Genomic DNA, 18,764 nt, shown 5'->3' with positions numbered 1-18,764 from the left:
ACTCATGAATGATATGATGAAAGACCCAATGGTATTACGTCAGATAATTATGGATCATGACAAATATCCACGGAATCGTGAATTAGTAAAAGATGATCGCTATCTGAGTAAACATATGGCAAGTGACTCTTGTATTGATGATATTGAAGTACAGGCACTTATAGAAGATGGTAAATTAAAAGATATTCGTTTTGATGGAGTTGCATGTACAATATCAACAGCTGCAACATCAATTATGACGGAACTGCTGAATGATAAGTCAATTGACGAAGCAAAAGAAATCGTTAAGAACTATCGTGATATGATTGATGAGAAACCATATGATGAAGATTTACTTGAAGAAGCAATTGCTTTTCAAAATGTTGGAAGACAGGCAAATCGTATTCATTGTGCTACAATCGGCTGGGATGCTATTGAGCAGATAATGGAAGAAAGCGAGAAGTAGCATGAATAATAAAGACTTAGAATTAAATGATGAATATCAATATGGTTTTCATGATGAAGATATTAGTATATATAAAACCAACAAAGGTCTTACAAGAAAGATAGTAGAAGAAATTTCAGAGATTAAGAATGAACCTGAGTGGATGAAAGAATACCGCTTAAAAGCATTTGAACACTTTGAAAAGACACCAATTCAAAATTGGGGACCTTCACTCGAACAACTTCATTTTGAAGATTATACCTATTATATTCGTCCTAGTGAAAAAACGGAAAACAACTGGGAAGATGTACCTGATACAATCAAGGATACATTTGATCGTTTAGGAATACCAGATGCTGAGAAAGAATTCTTGGCAGGTGTTACAACGCAATATGAAAGTGAAGCGGTGTATCACAATATGTTAAAGGAAGTGGAAGACAAAGGAGTTATCTTCTTAGACACCGATAGTGCGCTAAAAGAACATCCTGAGTTATTCAAGAAATTCTTTGGAACTGTTGTGCCATATACAGATAATAAATTTGCTGCATTAAATAGTGCGGTTTGGAGTGGTGGTAGTTTTATCTATATTCCAAAAGGAGTAGTGTTGGATAAACCACTACAATCATATTTCAGAATTAACTCTGAACGTATGGGACAGTTTGAAAGAACCTTGATTATTGTTGATGAAGGTGCTGAAGTACATTATGTAGAAGGATGTACTGCACCAATCTATTCAAAAGAGAGTATCCATGCTGCAGTTGTAGAGATTATTGTGCATAAAGATGCAAAATGTCGTTACTCAACAGTGCAGAACTGGAGTAGTAATATTTTGAATCTTGTTACCAAACGTGCGAAAGTGCTTTATAATGGTGCGATGGAATGGATTGATGGAAACATTGGTTCTGGTATTACCATGAAGTATCCAGCTTGTATCTTAGCGGAAGAATATGCAAAAGGAACAACAATTTCAATTGCTGTTGCCAGTTCCAATCAGATTCAGGATGCTGGAGCTAAGATGATTCATCTTGCACCAAACACTTCTAGTAGTATTGTTTCCAAATCAGTATCTAAAAAAGGTGGGGAAGTAAACTACCGCGGAACTGTATGGCATACAAAAAATGCAAAAAACGCGAAAAGTAAAGTGGAATGTGATACACTTATATTAGACAAATTAAGTAGATCAGATACGATTCCTACAAATATTGTTGAAAATAATAGTTCTACAATTGAACATGAAGCTACTGTTTCAAAAATCAGTGAAGAACAGTTATTTTATTTAATGAGTCGAGGACTTACCAAAGAAGACGCTGAAGAAATGATCGTTATGGGATTCCTTGAACCATTTACTCGAGAATTACCAATGGAATATGCAGTTGAATTAAACCAGTTGCTGAAGATGGATATGGAAGGATCGATAGGGTAGACAATATGAAAAATGAACTGAGAAAGGTATGTAAAGAACGCAGAGAAAATCTAACAACGTTAGAGTTAATGAATTATTCACATGATGTAGTTGATAAATTGATTCCACTAGTTTCCAAGTATGAGAACATTGGTATCTATATCCCAATGTCTGGTGAAGTTGATGTAACCGCACTGTTAGCGATGGATCGTAGTTTTTTTGCGCCAGTTGTAGTCAATAAAGAAGATATGGAGTTCTATGAAATTGAATCTTTAAATGATGTACAAGAAGGAAAGTACGGTATTCTAGAACCTTCCTCAGATTATCATATAGAACCAAAGAATTTGGAAGTAATCATTGTACCTTTAGTAGGGTTTGATGAAAAACTAAATCGAATCGGACAAGGTGGAGGATATTTTGATCGCTACCTGGCAAAAACCAAAGCAATTAAAATTGGGGTTGCCTTTGAAGTTCAGAAATTGGATGAAGTTCCAGTTGAAGATTTTGATATCCGTTTGGATTACATTATTAGCGAAAAGAAAGTTTATCATCGCTAAATTAAACAATAACTTAGAAGAATCCCAAGTGCTATAAATGGCACAAATGGGATTCTTTTTTTCTTGGCAAAGATACAGAAGATACAGCCCAAAATATTTGAAAGGATTAGTGTATACGTAAAGAATGTGAAACCATAAAATAAAAGAATAAAGATATAAAGTTTAATATCAGCACCTCCAATCATATTTTTGATGTAGAACAGGCTAAATAAAAGAATAAATAATAAGGTAATACTTACTAGTTCAAATGTAATTTCATTGTGAAGTAGAAGTAACAAATAAAGTGCTACAAAGAAACAATCATACACCATATAGGAGATTAAGTCTTGTATCGATGCGCAAAGTAAAATCATAAAAATTAAAATATTTAAAGTTGTCATATCTATACATTACCTTGGTTAACAGAAAATCCTTTTTATGTTATGATTATTTGGAGTGAAAGAGAGACTTATATGAAAACATATTTAATTGATTTAGATGGAACAATGTATAAAGGAAGCACGATTATTGAAGGTGCAATTGAATTTTTAGAGCGTATAAAGAAGAATGGTGATAACTATATCTTTTTAACGAACAATGCAACACGTACGGGAATCCAAAATGTTCAACATATGGAGAATATTGGATTCAAAGGATTAAAGAAAGAAGATTTCTTCACTTCTAGTATGGCTGCAGCTTCGTATATCGCCAAAACTAGTGATAAGCGAAATGCATATTATATCGGAGTAGATGGGTTAGAAGAAGCTCTTATAAACAATGGATTTACTATTACGGATAAAGATGTAGATTTTGTCTTTGTTGGATTGGATAAAGAAGGAACTTATGAGAAGTATTCCAAAGCGTTAACCCATCTATTAAATGGCGCAAAGTTAATTGGTACCAATGGAGATCGTTTGTTGGCAAAAGATGATGGATTTAATGTAGGGAACGGAAGTGTTGTTGCATTGTTTGAATATGCTACAGGACAGAAGAGTGCGCAGATAGGAAAACCACATAAACCAATCTTGGATGAAGTATTGGCATATGCAAATATCTCAAAAGATGATGCTATTCTAGTAGGGGATAACTTAGAAACTGAAATCAAATTAGGTGTAGATTTTGGTGTAGAAACCATATTTGTAACAAGTGGAGTACACACTGAAAAAGACATTGAACGTCTAAATGTTCATCCTACAAAGACAGTTCAGTCATTAAATGATATAGAAATCAAATAAAAAATATAATAAAAATAGTATAAAAAACGTAATAAAATGACAAAAAATAAAGAAAATTTCATAAATTAGGCTCAAAATGTAAGCGCTTTATTGACTTATTTTTAAAATTTGGTATCATTTTATTAGGTAGTGATGCCTCGTGATTAGTCGCCTAGTCGTTTTTCTTCCCCACCCATAGAGAAATGATTAGTTTCTCCCCAGATTAGTTACGAAAGATCGATTAAGAGGCATGCGAATGTCTCTTATTTTAATTTAATCGAGAAAAGGAGAAACACTTATGCTAATTGCTATATTAGAGGATCGAGTATTTAGGAAGAGAACAAGAGAACCTTACACAAAACGTTGGACGGTGCGTTGCATAGCGTATAACGAAAACAATGAATTAGTTTTTCTGCGAATTAAGGGTACAGATGCTTTAGGTATGAGAGATCATCTAGAGACAATTGGTGGTGGTGTTGAGAATGAGGAAAGTTTAGAAGAAGCAGTTATCAGAGAAGTTCGTGAAGAAATTGGTTATAGCTGTACAATTGAAAGGGAATTAGGATATATTGTTGATCACTATAATGTATTAAATAGAGAAACAATATCTACTTATTTTGTTATTCGATTGAAAGATTATGTTGGTGGAGAAAATCGCAGTGTTGAAGAAGAAACATTGATGCAGGGGACGGAAGCTTACAGCGAAGAGGAAGCAATTGAAAAGCTGAATACTTACAGTAAGCGCACTGCAAATGAGTTAGTGCAGCGAAGAGATTTAATGGCACTAAAATTTTATATTGAAAATAGATAAGCCAATGCAATCGCATTGGCTCTTATTTTTCTAACATTCTTCCTTGGTATGTGTTACGTTTTACCATTTCTTTATCTATATCATTTAATACTACTGTTTTATTCAACATCCAAAAAGATTCAATCTGTTGTTCTTTGACTCCATCTCCAGTTAATCGCTGAATAATTATTTCTTTTGGTAAATATTCAAGTTGTCTTACAACAACATCAATATAATCTTCTTTACTGAGCAAAGGGAATGGATGTTCCAGATATTCTTTTGCTAATACTGTGTTTTCCATTAAATAAAGCATGTGAATCTTTACTGCGTGAATTGGTAATTGACCAATCGTTTTAGCGGAAGTAATCATCATATCTTTAGTTTCATTGGGTAGTGAGTTCATGAGATGAACACAGATTTTAAGATCTGTGTTTTTTAATCGTTCTACACAATCAACAAATGTTGCATAGGTATGGCCTCGATTGATTCGTGCTGCTGTTTCATCATAAATAGATTGTAATCCCAATTCTATCCATATTTCTTTCTCTTGCGCAAGTTTATTAAGGTATTCAATTTTTTCATCTTCTAAACAGTCTGCACGTGTTGCAATACATAAACCCAATACATCTTCTTTATAGAAAAATGGTTCAATTGTTTCTTTTAATGTCTCTAATGAGCAATACGTATTTGTATATGCCTGAAAGTAGGCAAACCCTTTTCCTTGAGGCCATTTGTTTTTCATCACCTTTAAGTTTGCATCATATTGAATATCTAATGGTTCAAACATTTCTTGTACCTGATCACCACTACCTAAACTGGTACAGAATGTACAACCACCTACACCACAGGTTCCATCACGATTAGGACAACTGAAGTTGGCATTTAATGGTACTTTAAAAACCTTGGAATGATATTTCTGTTTCAGATAATAGTTCCAAGTATGATATCTTTTGTTGTCATTACTATAAATAAATGGATTTTTCATATTGTATATCTTATCATACTTCGAAGAATATGATAATCTATAGTAAGTGATAAAATGATAGAAGAAAAAAGAATAGCAATTGATGGGTATGTATTTGCCTATAAGTTGCATATTAAAAAAATAAAAAATATTATCTTGAAGGTAGAAAGTGATGGCTCACTTCTGGTGAGTGCAAATGCATATGTACCTCAAGCAAAAATAGATACATTTCTTAAAGAAAAATTATCTTGGATTTTAAAACAACAAAGCAGACAGATGAAGCGATACAGTCGTGTGTTTACTGATTGTATGCAACAACAGGAGTTTTATATCTTTGATCAGATGATATCGATTGTATGCGTGCAATCCAATCAGAACTCACTTCGAATCAATGAGAATGAGATGATTGTGTACTATAAGCATGACCGTGAAGAATGTAATAAAACAATTAATAAATATTTGCGTCAGTTATGTGAACAGCGTTTTATTGAAGTCGTAGAACGTTATGTAGCACTACTAAGTGATTATCAATTGCCAATGCCGATTGTTAAATATCGCAAGATGAAATCAAGATGGGGAAGTTGTGCAACTAATCAAAATACGATTACTTTAAATATTAATATGATTCATTATGCTTATGAATTTTTAGAATATGTTGTACTACATGAATTGGTTCATTTCATCCAACCAAATCATTCGAAACAATTCTATAAGATTGTTTCTTATTACATGCCTGATTATAAAGAGCGTATGAAATTATCATTAGGTGTATAATAAGGTGGTGTAGATAGGAGGATATATGAGTAAAAGTAAAATAAATTGGATCTTATTTAAAGTATTTCTGATTGCAGGTACCTTCACCTTTGCTGGTGGATTGGCGATGTTGCCGCTGCTTGAAAAAGATATTGTAGATAAATATAAATTAATGAAACGTGATGAGTTTTTAGATGATGCGATTATGTCACAGACCTTACCAGGCATCATTGCACTGAACTGCGCATGCTTTGTAGGGAAGAAGTGTAATGGGTTTATGGGGATGCTTAGTGCAGCCCTAGGAAGCGTTCTGCCAGCTTTTGTGTTCATGTTATTGGCTACGATGCTATATGCATTCATTCCTCAAGAAGGGCCATTACAAATGGCGTTCATGGGAGTGAGAGCTGCATCAGTTGCAATTGTTCTTGCAGCCGCAATTACACTGGGACAACATAATTTAAAATCAGCATATTCATGGATCTTGATGATTGTGAGTTTCTTGTTGATTGCAATTCTAAACATTCAGGCACCTTATGTAATTATTGGTGCAGGTATCTTTGGTGTCTTCTACTTTAGTATGTTGAAGAAGAAGGGGGCATCATCATGATTTTATTAGATATTTTTATAGCTTTCTTTAAAATTGGTATCTTAGGTTTTGGTGGTGGGTATGCAATGCTTACGATGATTCTGGATGAATCATTAAAGTTAGGCTTAACTCTACATCAGTTTGCTGATTTAAATGCACTAGATATGTTAATTCCAGGGCCAGTTGCAATTAATGCAGCTACCTATGTTGGTTATATTGTATCTGGAGTAGCGGGTGCCACTATTGCAACTGTGGCTGTTTGTATACCATCATTTATTTTGGTATCACTGTATCATTTTGTAGAAAACAAACTAAAGAATAATGAAAAGATGCAATATTTCTTAATGTCTGTGAAATCTTCAGCCGTTGGTTTAATAGCTAGTGCTGCTTTTATATTGGCATTAGGAGTATTCTTTAATATATCTTCGCTAAGAGAAATCGCAGAGTTAACATTTAATTCAGCTGCAGTTTTTTCAATTATTACATTTCTGGTATGTGCAATTGCTCATATTAAGTTTAAAATTAATCCAATCTTTCTGACTGTACTTGCTGGTGTTGTTGGCTATGCCATGTATTATGTGTTATAGCTATGATTGCCAATATAATTACAGTATCTAGAATACTGCTTTCATTTGTATTATTGTTTCTACAACCATTTGAGTTATGGTTTATGATTGTTTACAGTATTTGTGGACTTACAGATATATTGGATGGTTTTATCGCAAGGAAGTTCAATATGACATCTCAACTAGGTGCTACACTAGATAGCATTGCTGACTTTGTATTTATATGTATTATGTTAGTTGTATTTCTACCAGTTATTGACTTTGCATCATGGATGATTATCTGGTTGGTAGGAATCATGGTAATTCGCTTCGCTTCAATTATCATTGGTTATATTCGTTATCATCAATTATCGTTCTTACATACATATCTAAATAAATTGTCTGGACTTATTATCTTTTGTTTTCCATTTTTTTACGAATTAACATCCTTAAATATAACATTTACAATAATTGCAGAAATAGCTACAATCTCAGGGGTGGAAGAGTTATTAATCAATTTCACATCTGAAAATTTAAACAAAGACAGAAAGTCTATTTTTATTAAACAGTAAATTGTGATATACATCTTACAATCTGTTTTTCACCACTTAAAAGAGTAAAGAAACCACTTACATAAATACGGTTTTCTTGCTCTTTTTTATTACCTATAATGTGGTTAAAAGGAGATGTTACATATGAAATATAAAGATTTAAGGAAGCAGTTTTATAAAGGAAATATAGTTAATTTGTGTCTTGCGATTGTTGGTTCTCTACTAACAGTAGCTTATAGCATCAGTATTGCATTTTTCATCAAAGATTTCTTTGATGCATTACTAACGCAGGATGCTACAAAATTTTATGATGTATTTATGTTGTGTTTTGTGAGTGTATTCCTGATACTTGCAGGAATAGGAATAGAAAACTACTTTATGAATAAGTTTTGCTATCGTGCAGTGAAACAGTATAAGAACTTTGTTTGTGAAAGAATTCTAAAAAAGGATATAGCATCATTTCAAAATGAACTTACAAGCGATTACTTATCTGCATTAACCAATGATGTGAATTCAATTGATCTAAACTATTTGCAGGGAGGAATTAAGTTATATAAACAATACCTATTAATGATCTGTGCAATTGTATCAATGTTGTTATTAAACTGGAAGTTATTTCTATGTGTTTGTGCAATTAGTGTACTATTAGTATTATCATCTAATTTCTTAAAGAAAACGTTAATTAATATGGAATTGGAAGAATCAAAACAAAACAGTGGTTTTATGGGATTCTTCAAAGATATTCTAAGTGGATTTACAGTAGTAAAAGGATTTAAGGCAGAAACCTTAATTTATGATAATTATGCTGAAAAGAATGTAAACTTGGAAAAGATAAAAAGAAAAAAGAGAAATGTTGCAACAGTAATTCGTATGGTTTCAGGTGTTTCTAGTCATATCACGTTTTATGGAATCATTGGAATTGGTGGATACTTTGTTTTTGAAGGAATGATTACTCCAGGTATTGTTATTGCGTTTGTTCAGTTATTGAACTACTTGGTTGGACCAATTCAGGAAATCAATCCATTGCGTACAAGCAAGAAGGCAGCAGAAAAACTAATTGAGAAATGTGCTGATTTATTATCGAAAGAAACAACAGATAAAACTGAATTAGTACCATATGAATCATTTGATAAAACAATAACATTTGAAGATGTATCATTTGGTTATACCGATACAAATGTATTAGACTCTATTAATTTTACCTTTGAAAAAGGAAAGAGTTATGCTGTTGTAGGTGCTAGTGGGTCTGGTAAGTCTACATTCTTACAGCTTCTACAAGGGTTCTATAAGAACTACAATGGAAATATTCATTTTGATAATCAGGAATTAAAAGATATTGATGTTGACAGTCTGTATGGACATCTATCGATTATACAGCAAAATGTATTTATCTTCGATGATACAATTATGAATAATATTACAATGTATCAAAAGTTTAGTGAAAAGGAATTGCAGGCAGCTATTAAAAAATCAGGATTAGATGAACTAATCAAAGAACGTGGAACGGATTATAAATGTGGTGAGAATGGAGTGAAACTATCTGGTGGAGAAAAACAAAGAATTTCTATTGCTAGAAGTTTGATTCGAAACACACCAATCTTATTGATGGATGAAGGAACTTCATCATTAGATAATCAGACAGCATTTCGGATTGAACAATCGATTCTTTCAATTCAGGATTTGACAAAAGTAATTATTACTCATAAATTGAATGAAGATTTACTTCGTCAATATGACTGTGTACTAGTCTTCCATAATGGTCAAATTAAAGAAAGTGGCACATTCAATGAGTTGATGGATAAGAAAGGATACCTTCAATCACTATACAATGTTGTTACTGTATAGAAAGATAATAATGATCATAATAAAAAGAGGTAGTACAGGTTTATATCTGTATGTACCTCTTATTGTAATAATATCTATTGTGCTGGAAATGTTTTACTGTATACTTCCTTGATGTAACTACCAACATGCTCTGGTTTATGAGCATCACTTGCAGTTATCATTTCAACCTTATGTTCTAATAAGATATCTAATAATTCATCAGATAATCCCATATCTTTGTGGTCATAACGATAATAGCATCCAGTATTGTTTTCAGCTTTCACATGATGTTCATTCAATAATTCAGCTAACTCATGATAGGTTGGTTTTAAATCGTAAGTAGGGTAGTAGTTAAATAACTTGATTGTGTCTGGATGTGCCAGTTGCGTGAATAAATTACTTTTCACTAAATCAAACACAAGATCATAATAACGCTTATAAATATGGTTTACATCATATTTATCCCAAAGTAATTCTTTGGAGAATGCCATATCATATAAAACACCATCTACAGAATGAATAGCACCTACCAGAAAATCAAATGAGTACTTAGAAAGGGTTTCTCTTAGAAACTTTTCATACTCTGGTACATAACACACTTCTAAACCATATTTTACACTAATACCTGTATCCATTTTTTTGATCTCTTCCATTAATGAAATAAACTTGTCTAAACTATTACAAAACTTTAATTTTCCATCCAACCATTTATCCTGAACTTCATATTTACGTAAGTTTTCATAAATTGGTTTAAACTCTACAAACCTGTGGGTATGGTCTAAAATTTGTATTTCACTTAAGCCTTTACGTTTGGCTTCTTCAATAAACTCTAATACATATTCTTTATCTAAAGGTCCATATTCTAAATGCATATGTCCATCAATCATATATCATCACCCCTTATTTTTTAGTATTATAGCACAATCATTTCGCATTACAAGGTGTATATGACTGCTGAAAAAGGGGAAATGGAAAAATTGGTTGTAAATTTGGATATTCTCGTATTTACGAATCTCCTGAAATTATGTATATTATAAGTGAAGGTAGAGATACCTACAAAAAAGTCTCCATAGGAGTGAGGGAGACTCAAAAAAGAAGAGTCGCTCGTTAAAGAACTATCTTGAAAAAGAGTTAAACAAGATAAAAATAAAAAAGATAACTCAGAAATAAAGAGTTCCCAATAATAAAGGGAACTCTTTTCATATGTGTTTACATATTCTTTCATTAATTTTCATTTTTTGATTGTTTGTTTCATAAAATGTGCTATAATAGAAAACAATATTAAATAAGGAGAGATGAAAAATGAACAGAGTTTATAACTTTAGTGCAGGACCATCACAAATGAGTGAAAAGGTACTGGAAAAAGCAGCGAGTGAATTATTGAATTACAAAGGAACTGGGCAATCAGTTATGGAGATGAGTCATCGTTCCAAGGAATTCCTTGAGGTTTTTGAATCCTGTCGCTCGAAGTTAATTGAACTTATGAATATTCCATCAAACTATAAGGTGTTATTCCTTCAAGGTGGAGCTTCATTACAGTTTTCAATGATCCCAATGAATTTATTGAAGAAGAATAAGAAAGCAGCAGTTGTGAATACTGGTGCTTGGAGTAAAAAAGCAATTAAGGAACTAAAGAAAATTGGTGATGCTGAGGTAGTTGCAAGCAGTGAAGAGGATACATTCTCATACATTCCAAAAGACTATAAAGTTCCTGAAGATATTGATTATTTCTATATCTGTGAAAACAATACAATTTATGGTACGAAATACCATGAATTGCCTGATACTGGTGATATTCCTTTAGTAGCGGATTTATCTAGTTGTATCTTAAGTGAACCAATTGATGTATCAAAATATGGTGTTATCTTTGCTGGTGCACAAAAGAACTTAGGGATGGCAGGTCTTACACTTGTAATTATTCGTGAAGATTTAATTGAAGAAAATGATGCATTACCTTCAATGTTGTCATATAAAGTACAAGCAGATAACGATTCAATGTTTAATACACCTCCAACATATGCAATCTATATGTTAGGACTGGTATTAGAATGGATTAAAGATGAATTTGGTTCTTTAGAAAACTTAGAGAAAGTGAATCAAAAGAAAGCAAACATGATTTATGATGTGCTAGATAACTCAGAATTTTATCGTGGAACAGTTGTGAAGGAAGATCGTTCTTTAATGAATATTCCATTTGTGACAATTAGTAAAGAGTTAGACGAAAAGTTTATTGCAGAAGCAAAAGAACAAGGTATGGTGAACTTAAAGGGACACCGTAGTGTTGGAGGAATGAGAGCATCTGTCTACAATGCAATGAGTGTAGAAGGTGTTGAAAAACTTGTAAGTTTTATGAAAGACTTTGAAGAAAGGAACAAATAATGAATATAAAACTATATAATAAGATTTCTAATAAGGGGTTAAGTCGTTTAGACAAAAGTCTTTACACATGTAGTGAGGATGTAGAAAATCCTGATGGTATTTTAGTAAGAAGTGCAAAACTTCATGATATAGAATTTAATAAAGAATTAAAGGCAATTGTTAGAGCAGGAGCTGGAGTAAACAATATTCCAATTGATCGCTGCAGTGAAGCTGGTATTGTAGTATTCAATACGCCAGGAGCAAATGCTAATGCTGTAAAAGAGTTAGTATTTGCTGGTATGCTATTATCTGCAAGACCTGTATTTGATGCAATGTCTTGGGTAGAAACATTAAATGGTGATGAAGATGTAGCAACACTTGTTGAAAAAGAAAAAAGTAAGTTTGTTGGTAATGAAATTCGTGGTAAGAAAATCGGTATTATTGGTTTAGGTGCGATTGGTATTAAAGTTGCTAACTTAGCATTACACTTTGGTATGGAAGTATATGGATATGACCCATATATTTCAATCGATGCTGCATGGCAATTATCGAGAAAAGTTCATTATGCGAAAACACTGGATGAACTTTATGAGAAATGTGATTATATTTCAATTCATGTTCCATTGAATGGTAAAACAAAGAATATGATCAATGATGATGCAATCGCAAAAATGAAAGATAACGTATGTATCTTAAACTTTGCTCGTGGTGGTCTAGTTGATGAAGATGCTGTTTGTACTGCATTGGATGAAGGAAGAATGAAAAACTATGTATGTGATTTTCCAAATGGAAATATCCTGCATAAAAAAGGTGTTATTTGTATTCCTCACCTTGGGGCTTCAACTCCTGAATCAGAAGATAACTGTGCTATTATGGCAGCGGATCAATTATCAGATTTCTTAGAAAATGGAAATATTCTTAATTCGATCAACCTGCCAAACCTAACACTTGATCGTAGTGGAGAAGCACGTATCACTTGTTTCCATAAGAACACACCAAATATGATTGCTCAAATCTCACAGACAATTTCCGGAGAAGGAATCAATATTGAAAATCTTATCAACAAGTCAAAAGATGAATATGCATATACAATGGTTGATGTAAACAGTAAGTCTTTAGATGCTGTTATTGCTAAACTAGATGCAGTTGATGATATTTTAAAAGTTACTCAATTATAAAATGAGGCACATGGAAACATGTGCTTTTCTATCGCCTTCATTGACTAGTGTTCATTTTATGTCTATAATAGCGGTGAATATTATCAAATATAGCTATGTATCGTAAAAGCATAATAAGTGGGGAGACTTGACATGAATACATTACATTTGAAGTACGCATTAGAGATAGAAAAAACACGTTCCATTACACAGGCTGCAGAGAACCTGTTTATGGCACAACCAAACCTTAGTAAAGCAATTAAGGAGTTCGAAGAATCGTTAGGATTTGCGATTTTTGAACGTGGACCTAGAGGTGCGATACCAACCAAGCAAGGAGCAGAGTTTTTATCGTACGCAAGAAACATTTTAAATCAGGTAGATAAGATTGAAAGTATATCCAAGAACTTTCAAAGTGAAGTTCAGCAGTTCAATGTTTCAATTCCTAGAGGAAGTTACATTGCATCAAGTGTTGTAAGATTTGTGGAACAATTAGATTTTCATAAAGGAATTGATGTAAATGTACAGGAAACAAATTCAGTACAAGCAATTACAAATATTGTAGAACATCGATTTAATTTGGGAGTCATTCGTTATGATGTTACCTTTGAAAATTACTTTCGTGATTATTTAAAAGATAAAGATTTGGTATTTGAACCAATCTGGGAATTTGAAAATCTGGTGATTTTCTCAAAAGACCATCCATTGGCACAAAAAGAAGACTTACATATTTCTGATTTAGACGAGTATGTAGAGTTGGTTCATGGAGATACAAGTATTCCTTATCTTCATCATAAAAAGAAACCTAATTATAAAGAGAATGATAAAAAGATATATGTATATGAAAGAGCGAGTCAGTTTGAAATCTTGGAAATGATTCAAGGTTCGTATATGTTAGTGTCACCAATACCACAAAGTATGTTGGATCGTTTTCATCTGGTACAAAGAAGTTATAGTGGAGGTGCAAATCGCTATAAGGATGTATTGATTTATCATTGTGATTACAATCTTAGTGAATTGGATCGAAAGTTTGTGGATAAGTTGTATGAATCCAAAAATGAGGTGTCATTCCAACATTTTCAGTAAATTGGTATATTGATATGTAAATATCAATATACTTTTTTCATATGACTAAACAGTATAATTTTTTGATATCATAGTTGCATAGCAACAAATCTTATTCATAATAATTTAAAAACCAAATAAAATTAATGCGATCCAAGCGCTGCATGCAAATTATATGAGTATAAGAATGGTAAAGGTAATATGCGATCTACCTAAAAATGTTGCTATAGAATATTTGTGTGTGGCAACAAGTAGTTTTAGGTGTAATGTTATTCATTTTTGGATATAACGTTATACCTTTTTTCATATTAGAAAGTATATGAGTGCTTTGTTATGATACAGGTAGAGACATAAAGGAGGTCATTATATGGCAAGATTTACAATACCTAGAGATGTTTACCATGGTAAAGGAACATTGGAAACATTAAAGGAGCTTAAAGGAGAAAAAGCGATTGTAGTTGTTGGTGGTGGAAGTATGAAACGTTTTGGTTTCCTTGACACCGTAGTAAATAACTTAAAGGATGCAGGAATGGAAGTGGAACTATTCGAAGGTGTAGAACCAGATCCATCAGTAGAAACAGTAATGAAAGGGGCACAGGCGATGCGTAAGTTCCAACCAGATTGGATTGTATCAATCGGTGGAGGTTCGCCAATTGATGCTGCTAAAGCAATGTGGGCATTCTATGAATATCCAGATACTACATTTGAAGATTTATGTATCCCATTCAATTTCCCAACATTACGTACAAAAGCTAAATTCTGTGCAATTCCATCAACATCAGGAACGGCAACAGAAGTTACAGCATTCTCAGTAATTACAGATTATGAAAAGGGAATTAAATACCCATTGGCTGATTTCAATATCACACCTGATATCGCAATCATTGATCCAACATTAGCTGAAACAATGCCTAAAAAATTAACAGCACACACAGGAATGGATGCAATGACGCATGCAATCGAAGCGTATGTATCTACATTAAACAGTGACTACACGGATCCATTAGCATTACATGCAATTAAAATGGTAAGCGAATACTTAATTCCTTCATATGCTGGAGATAGTGAAGCAAGAGAAAGAATGCACAACGCACAATGTCTTGCTGGTATGGCATTCTCTAATGCATTACTAGGAATCGTTCACTCAATGGCTCACAAGACTGGTGCAGCATATAGTGGTGGACATATTGTTCATGGATGTGCAAATGCAATGTACTTACCAAAAGTAATCAAATTCAATGCAAAAGAACCTGAAGCAGCAAAACGTTATGCACAAATTGCAGACTTCTTACGTTTAGAAGGTACGACAACTGAAGAATTGGTTGATGCATTAATTGCACATATTAAAAAGATGAATGCACAATTAGATATACCTTCATCAATCAAAGATTACGAAGGTGGAATTATTGATGAAAATGAATTCTTAGAAAAACTTGAAACTGTTGCAGAACTTGCAGTAGGTGATGCTTGTACAGGATCAAATCCTAGAAGTATTACACCAAAGCAAATGGAACAATTATTAAAATGTTGTTACTATGACACTGAAGTAGATTTCTAATAGTAAGATAAATAGTTGCCACTGGTAACTATTTATTTTGTAAATGAGGTGAAAGTATGAATGCATATATAAAATCAAAACGAACAAACTGTAAAAACTGTTATAAGTGTATTCGTCATTGTGCATTAAAATCACTCTGTTTTTCTAATGACCAAGCTAGTATTCTAAAAGATGATTGTGTTTACTGTGGTGAATGTTATCTTATTTGCCCACAGAATGTAAAATCAATTGTTAGTGATGTAGATAAAGTAAAACAACTATTGCAGCAAGATCAACAAGTAGTAGCCAGTATTGCTCCTTCTTTTCATGCGCTATCGGATACTAATTATGCACAACTGACAAAACAGTTAAAGTCGATAGGGTTTTCTGCAGTTGAAGAAACTGCAGTTGGCGCGGCAATGGTAAAAACAGAATATGAGCATCTTTGTGATGAAAATACTCAAGATGTGATGATTACATCTTGTTGTCATAGTGTAAACTTGTTAATTCAAAAGTATTATCCGGAAGTATTAAGGAATTTAATTGATGTAGTAACACCAATGGAAGCCCATGCGAGAGTAATTAAGCAGAACAGTCCAAATGCGAAAGTAGTGTTTATTGGACCTTGCATTTCAAAGAAAGCTGAAATTGATGATTGTGAATCAAATGTTGATGTTGTATTGACGTTTGATGATCTGGATGAATTAATTACTACATCAAATGGATCAGAGAAAGAGATTGGTTTAGGAATACCAACAAGACGTTTTCCAACAACTGGTGGTATCTTATCGACAATGAAAAAGAATGATCACTATACTTATCTGTCAATTGATGGGATGGAAAACTGTATGCAGACATTAGAAGATATACGTAATGGTAATATCAAGAACTGTTTTATTGAAATGTCTTTGTGTACTGGAAGTTGTGCTGGTGGACCAGTGATGAGAAAACGTGGATTCTCAAGACTTCAGGGGACAATTGAAATATTTGATAAAGCGCAGACTGGTACGCTTGTAGATGTACCACAACTTGATTTGCATACAGTGTTTGAATCAAAACAAAAACCACAACTTCATATTGGTGATGCCATGATTGATGAAGTGCTTAAGAAAATTGGTAAAACATCAAAAGAGCACGAACTAAACTGTGGGAGTTGTGGGTATAATACCTGTCGTGAAAAAGCAATTGCTGTATTGCAGGGAAAAGCAAACTTAGAAATGTGTATGCCATACTTACGTGATCGTGCAGAATCATTTTCAGATAACATCATTCGTAACACACCAAATGGAATCATTGTGTTAAATGAAGAATTTGAAATTGAACAGATGAATGATGCAGCCTGTGATATCCTTAATCTAAATAATTCTTATGAAATAGTAGGAGAACAGGTGATTCGAGTGTTGGATCCCAAAATTATTATGGATACCTATCTGGATGGTAAAAATACCTATGATAAGAAAATATATCTTGCAGAATGTGATAAACATATTAACCTGAGTGTAATTTCTGATCGTAGTTATCATATCTTAATTTGTATTATGCGAGATATTACACAGGAAACAAGAGTGAGAAAAGAAAGAGATAAGCTTCGTCAGTCAACGATTGAAATAACGGATGAAATTGTGGAAAAACAAATGCGTTCGGTTCAGGAGATTGCTTCACTGTTAGGTGAAACAACTGCAGAAACCAAAGTTGCAATGACAAAGCTTAAGGAGCTATTACACAATGAATGAGATGTTCTGTGACATTGGCGTATGTAGTGCCAATAAACAGGGAGAGCAGCTTTGTGGTGACTTTGTAGAGATAGTGAACCTTGAAGATGGATCTAAGATTATTGTATTGGCTGATGGAATGGGTAGTGGTGTAAAAGCGAGTATTTTATCTATTCTAACATCAAAGATTTTATCCACAATGATGGCAAATAATCTGTCAATTGAAGAATGTGTCAATACAATGATTGAAACATTGCCAATCTGTAAAGTAAGAAAAATTGCTTATTCCACATTTACACTTGTTCATGTACATGATCATCAGGTTGCAGATATTATTCAGTATGATAATCCACACTTGATTCTATTACGTGATGGAAAACATGTAGAATATAATCAGATAACTGAAATTATAAAAGATCGAAAAATCTTTAAATCACAGATACAATTAAAAGAGAATGATATCATGGTGTTAATGAGTGATGGTGTACTTTATGCAAGTGAAGGAAAAATTCTGGATCTAGGTTGGCATCGTGATGAAGTCATTCATTTTCTTGAGTTAACACAGGATGTTGATTTTAGTGCTAAGACAATTAGTGCAATGCTATTAAATGAAAGTCTTTCTCATTATGGTAATCATCCTGGAGATGATGTAACCGTGTGTACAATAAAAATGCGAAAACGTAAAAGCTTAAATTTATTAATTGGACCTCCTGAAAATCCAGATGATGTAGAGAAGATGATGCGTTTCTTTTTCTCTAGAGATGGTTATCATATTGTATGTGGTGGAACGACATCCAAATTAGCATCAGAGTATTTAAGGAAACCAATCCAGATGGACAATACTTACATGGGAGAGAATATCCCACCAACTGCCAAACTAGAAGGTGTGGATATAGTAAGTGAAGGTACAATTACAATTGCGCAGGTACTGGAGTATGCAAAAGACTATAATGAAATGAATAGTTTATACAGTGAATGGACCTATAGAAAAGATGGTGCATCACAAATTGCACGCCTCTTATTTGAGGACGCAAGTGACATTACATTGTTTGTAGGAAGAGCAGAAAATCCTGCTCATCGATACAGCGATGAAAAGATTACCTTTCAACATAAAATGAAATTAATCGAAAATTTGAAGGAACAGTTGGAAATAATGGGTAAAAAAGTAAAAGTTGATTACTTTTAGTGTTTAACTTTCTGTAACTTCGTATTATAATAAAGAGAATAAATATTGTCATATGAAAGGAGAATAGTATGTTTAATATAGTAGCAAGAGAAGAATTGAATCCAACTGTAACAAAATTAGTAGTAGATGCACCATTTATCGCTAAAAAAGCAAAAGCTGGACA

Annotated in this window: 19 protein-coding genes; 16 read left to right on the top strand and 3 right to left on the bottom strand. The window is 32.9% G+C overall.

From position 1 onward, the window contains the following. Positions 1–4 precede the first annotated feature (4 nt). From sufU to J2S15_RS00080, 3 genes are read left to right on the top strand one after another with little or no spacing between them, the layout of a single operon-like run. The gene (sufU, locus tag J2S15_RS00090; protein WP_307404282.1) at positions 5–445 is read left to right on the top strand and encodes a Fe-S cluster assembly sulfur transfer protein SufU; all 441 of its coding nucleotides are present in this window, start codon (positions 5–7) and stop codon (positions 443–445) included. Position 446: 1 nt separating this feature from the next. Next, a complete protein-coding gene (gene sufB, locus J2S15_RS00085; protein WP_307404280.1) occupies positions 447–1,847 on the top strand; it encodes a Fe-S cluster assembly protein SufB in 1,401 nt (466 codons plus the stop codon). A 5-nt stretch (positions 1,848–1,852) separates the two neighbouring features. Beyond that, positions 1,853–2,383: a 5-formyltetrahydrofolate cyclo-ligase gene (locus tag J2S15_RS00080; RefSeq protein ID WP_307404276.1), complete on the top strand. Its 531-nt coding sequence runs from the start codon at positions 1,853–1,855 to the stop codon at positions 2,381–2,383. Here J2S15_RS00080 and J2S15_RS20285 read toward each other — a convergent pair. Next, a complete protein-coding gene (locus J2S15_RS20285; RefSeq protein ID WP_370872477.1) occupies positions 2,380–2,736 on the bottom strand; it encodes a prepilin peptidase in 357 nt (118 codons plus the stop codon). The two genes, J2S15_RS00080 and J2S15_RS20285, sit on opposite strands and share 4 nt — an antisense overlap. A 99-nt stretch (positions 2,737–2,835) precedes the next feature. On the opposite strand from J2S15_RS20285, the gene J2S15_RS00075 reads away from it, so the two are divergent. Further along, positions 2,836–3,597, top strand: a complete 762-nt coding sequence (locus tag J2S15_RS00075; protein WP_307404273.1) for an HAD-IIA family hydrolase — start codon at positions 2,836–2,838, stop codon at positions 3,595–3,597. Between the two features lie 277 nt (positions 3,598–3,874). Then, entirely contained in the window at positions 3,875–4,387 is a 513-nt protein-coding gene (locus J2S15_RS00070; protein ID WP_307404271.1) for an NUDIX domain-containing protein, read from the top strand. Between the two features lie 22 nt (positions 4,388–4,409). Here the strand turns inward: J2S15_RS00070 and mnmL are convergent, their stop codons facing one another. After that, positions 4,410–5,351 (bottom strand): tRNA modification radical SAM protein MnmL/YtqA, encoded by a 942-nt coding sequence (gene mnmL / locus J2S15_RS00065; RefSeq protein WP_307404269.1) that lies wholly within the window; start codon positions 5,349–5,351, stop codon positions 4,410–4,412. 54 nt (positions 5,352–5,405) lie between these two features. Here mnmL and J2S15_RS00060 point away from each other — a divergent pair, with 54 nt between their 5' ends. From J2S15_RS00060 to J2S15_RS00040, 5 genes are all read left to right on the top strand, one after another. Further along, positions 5,406–6,104 (top strand): M48 family metallopeptidase, encoded by a 699-nt coding sequence (locus tag J2S15_RS00060; RefSeq protein ID WP_307404267.1) that lies wholly within the window; start codon positions 5,406–5,408, stop codon positions 6,102–6,104. Between the two features lie 25 nt (positions 6,105–6,129). After that, on the top strand, positions 6,130–6,690 hold the full coding sequence (locus tag J2S15_RS00055; protein WP_307404265.1) for a chromate transporter: 561 nt from the start codon (positions 6,130–6,132) through the stop codon (positions 6,688–6,690). Next, complete coding sequence (locus J2S15_RS00050) at positions 6,687–7,256, top strand: chromate transporter (protein ID WP_307404263.1); 570 nt, start codon at positions 6,687–6,689, stop codon at positions 7,254–7,256. The genes J2S15_RS00055 and J2S15_RS00050 overlap by 4 nt, the downstream gene beginning before the upstream one ends. Positions 7,257–7,258: 2 nt before the next feature. After that, a complete protein-coding gene (locus J2S15_RS00045) occupies positions 7,259–7,786 on the top strand; it encodes a CDP-alcohol phosphatidyltransferase family protein (RefSeq protein ID WP_307404261.1) in 528 nt (175 codons plus the stop codon). A 123-nt stretch (positions 7,787–7,909) separates the two neighbouring features. Next, positions 7,910–9,610: an ABC transporter ATP-binding protein gene (locus J2S15_RS00040; protein WP_307404259.1), complete on the top strand. Its 1,701-nt coding sequence runs from the start codon at positions 7,910–7,912 to the stop codon at positions 9,608–9,610. Positions 9,611–9,684: 74 nt separating this feature from the next. Here J2S15_RS00040 and J2S15_RS00035 read toward each other — a convergent pair whose 3' ends face one another. Further along, positions 9,685–10,476: a PHP domain-containing protein gene (locus J2S15_RS00035; RefSeq protein WP_307404257.1), complete on the bottom strand. Its 792-nt coding sequence runs from the start codon at positions 10,474–10,476 to the stop codon at positions 9,685–9,687. 415 nt (positions 10,477–10,891) lie between these two features. Between J2S15_RS00035 and serC the strand changes: the two genes are divergently transcribed. From serC to J2S15_RS00005, 6 genes are all read left to right on the top strand, one after another. Next, the gene (gene serC, locus J2S15_RS00030; protein ID WP_307404255.1) at positions 10,892–11,968 is read left to right on the top strand and encodes a 3-phosphoserine/phosphohydroxythreonine transaminase; all 1,077 of its coding nucleotides are present in this window, start codon (positions 10,892–10,894) and stop codon (positions 11,966–11,968) included. Then, positions 11,968–13,125 (top strand): 3-phosphoglycerate dehydrogenase family protein, encoded by a 1,158-nt coding sequence (locus tag J2S15_RS00025; protein WP_307404254.1) that lies wholly within the window; start codon positions 11,968–11,970, stop codon positions 13,123–13,125. The genes serC and J2S15_RS00025 overlap by 1 nt, the downstream gene beginning before the upstream one ends. Positions 13,126–13,257: 132 nt before the next feature. Then, positions 13,258–14,187: a LysR family transcriptional regulator gene (locus J2S15_RS00020; RefSeq protein WP_307404252.1), complete on the top strand. Its 930-nt coding sequence runs from the start codon at positions 13,258–13,260 to the stop codon at positions 14,185–14,187. A 346-nt stretch (positions 14,188–14,533) separates the two neighbouring features. After that, on the top strand, positions 14,534–15,724 hold the full coding sequence (locus J2S15_RS00015) for an iron-containing alcohol dehydrogenase (RefSeq protein ID WP_307404250.1): 1,191 nt from the start codon (positions 14,534–14,536) through the stop codon (positions 15,722–15,724). A gap of 56 nt (positions 15,725–15,780) precedes the next feature. Continuing rightward, positions 15,781–17,436 carry a [Fe-Fe] hydrogenase large subunit C-terminal domain-containing protein gene (locus tag J2S15_RS00010; RefSeq protein ID WP_307404248.1) on the top strand — a complete coding sequence of 552 codons (1,656 nt, stop codon included), beginning with the start codon at positions 15,781–15,783 and terminating at the stop codon, positions 17,434–17,436. Next, positions 17,429–18,601, top strand: coding sequence for a SpoIIE family protein phosphatase (locus J2S15_RS00005; RefSeq protein ID WP_307404245.1), 1,173 nt, complete (start codon positions 17,429–17,431; stop codon positions 18,599–18,601). Before J2S15_RS00010 ends, J2S15_RS00005 begins: the two co-directional genes overlap by 8 nt. Positions 18,602–18,764: the final 163 nt, after the last annotated feature.

Source organism: Breznakia pachnodae, from assembly GCF_030814225.1.
In the GTDB taxonomy this organism is placed as follows: domain Bacteria; phylum Bacillota_I; class Bacilli_A; order Erysipelotrichales; family Erysipelotrichaceae; genus Breznakia; species Breznakia pachnodae.
Note: the sequence above shows the minus strand (reverse complement) of the source record. Positions and strands in the feature narration are given on the sequence as shown.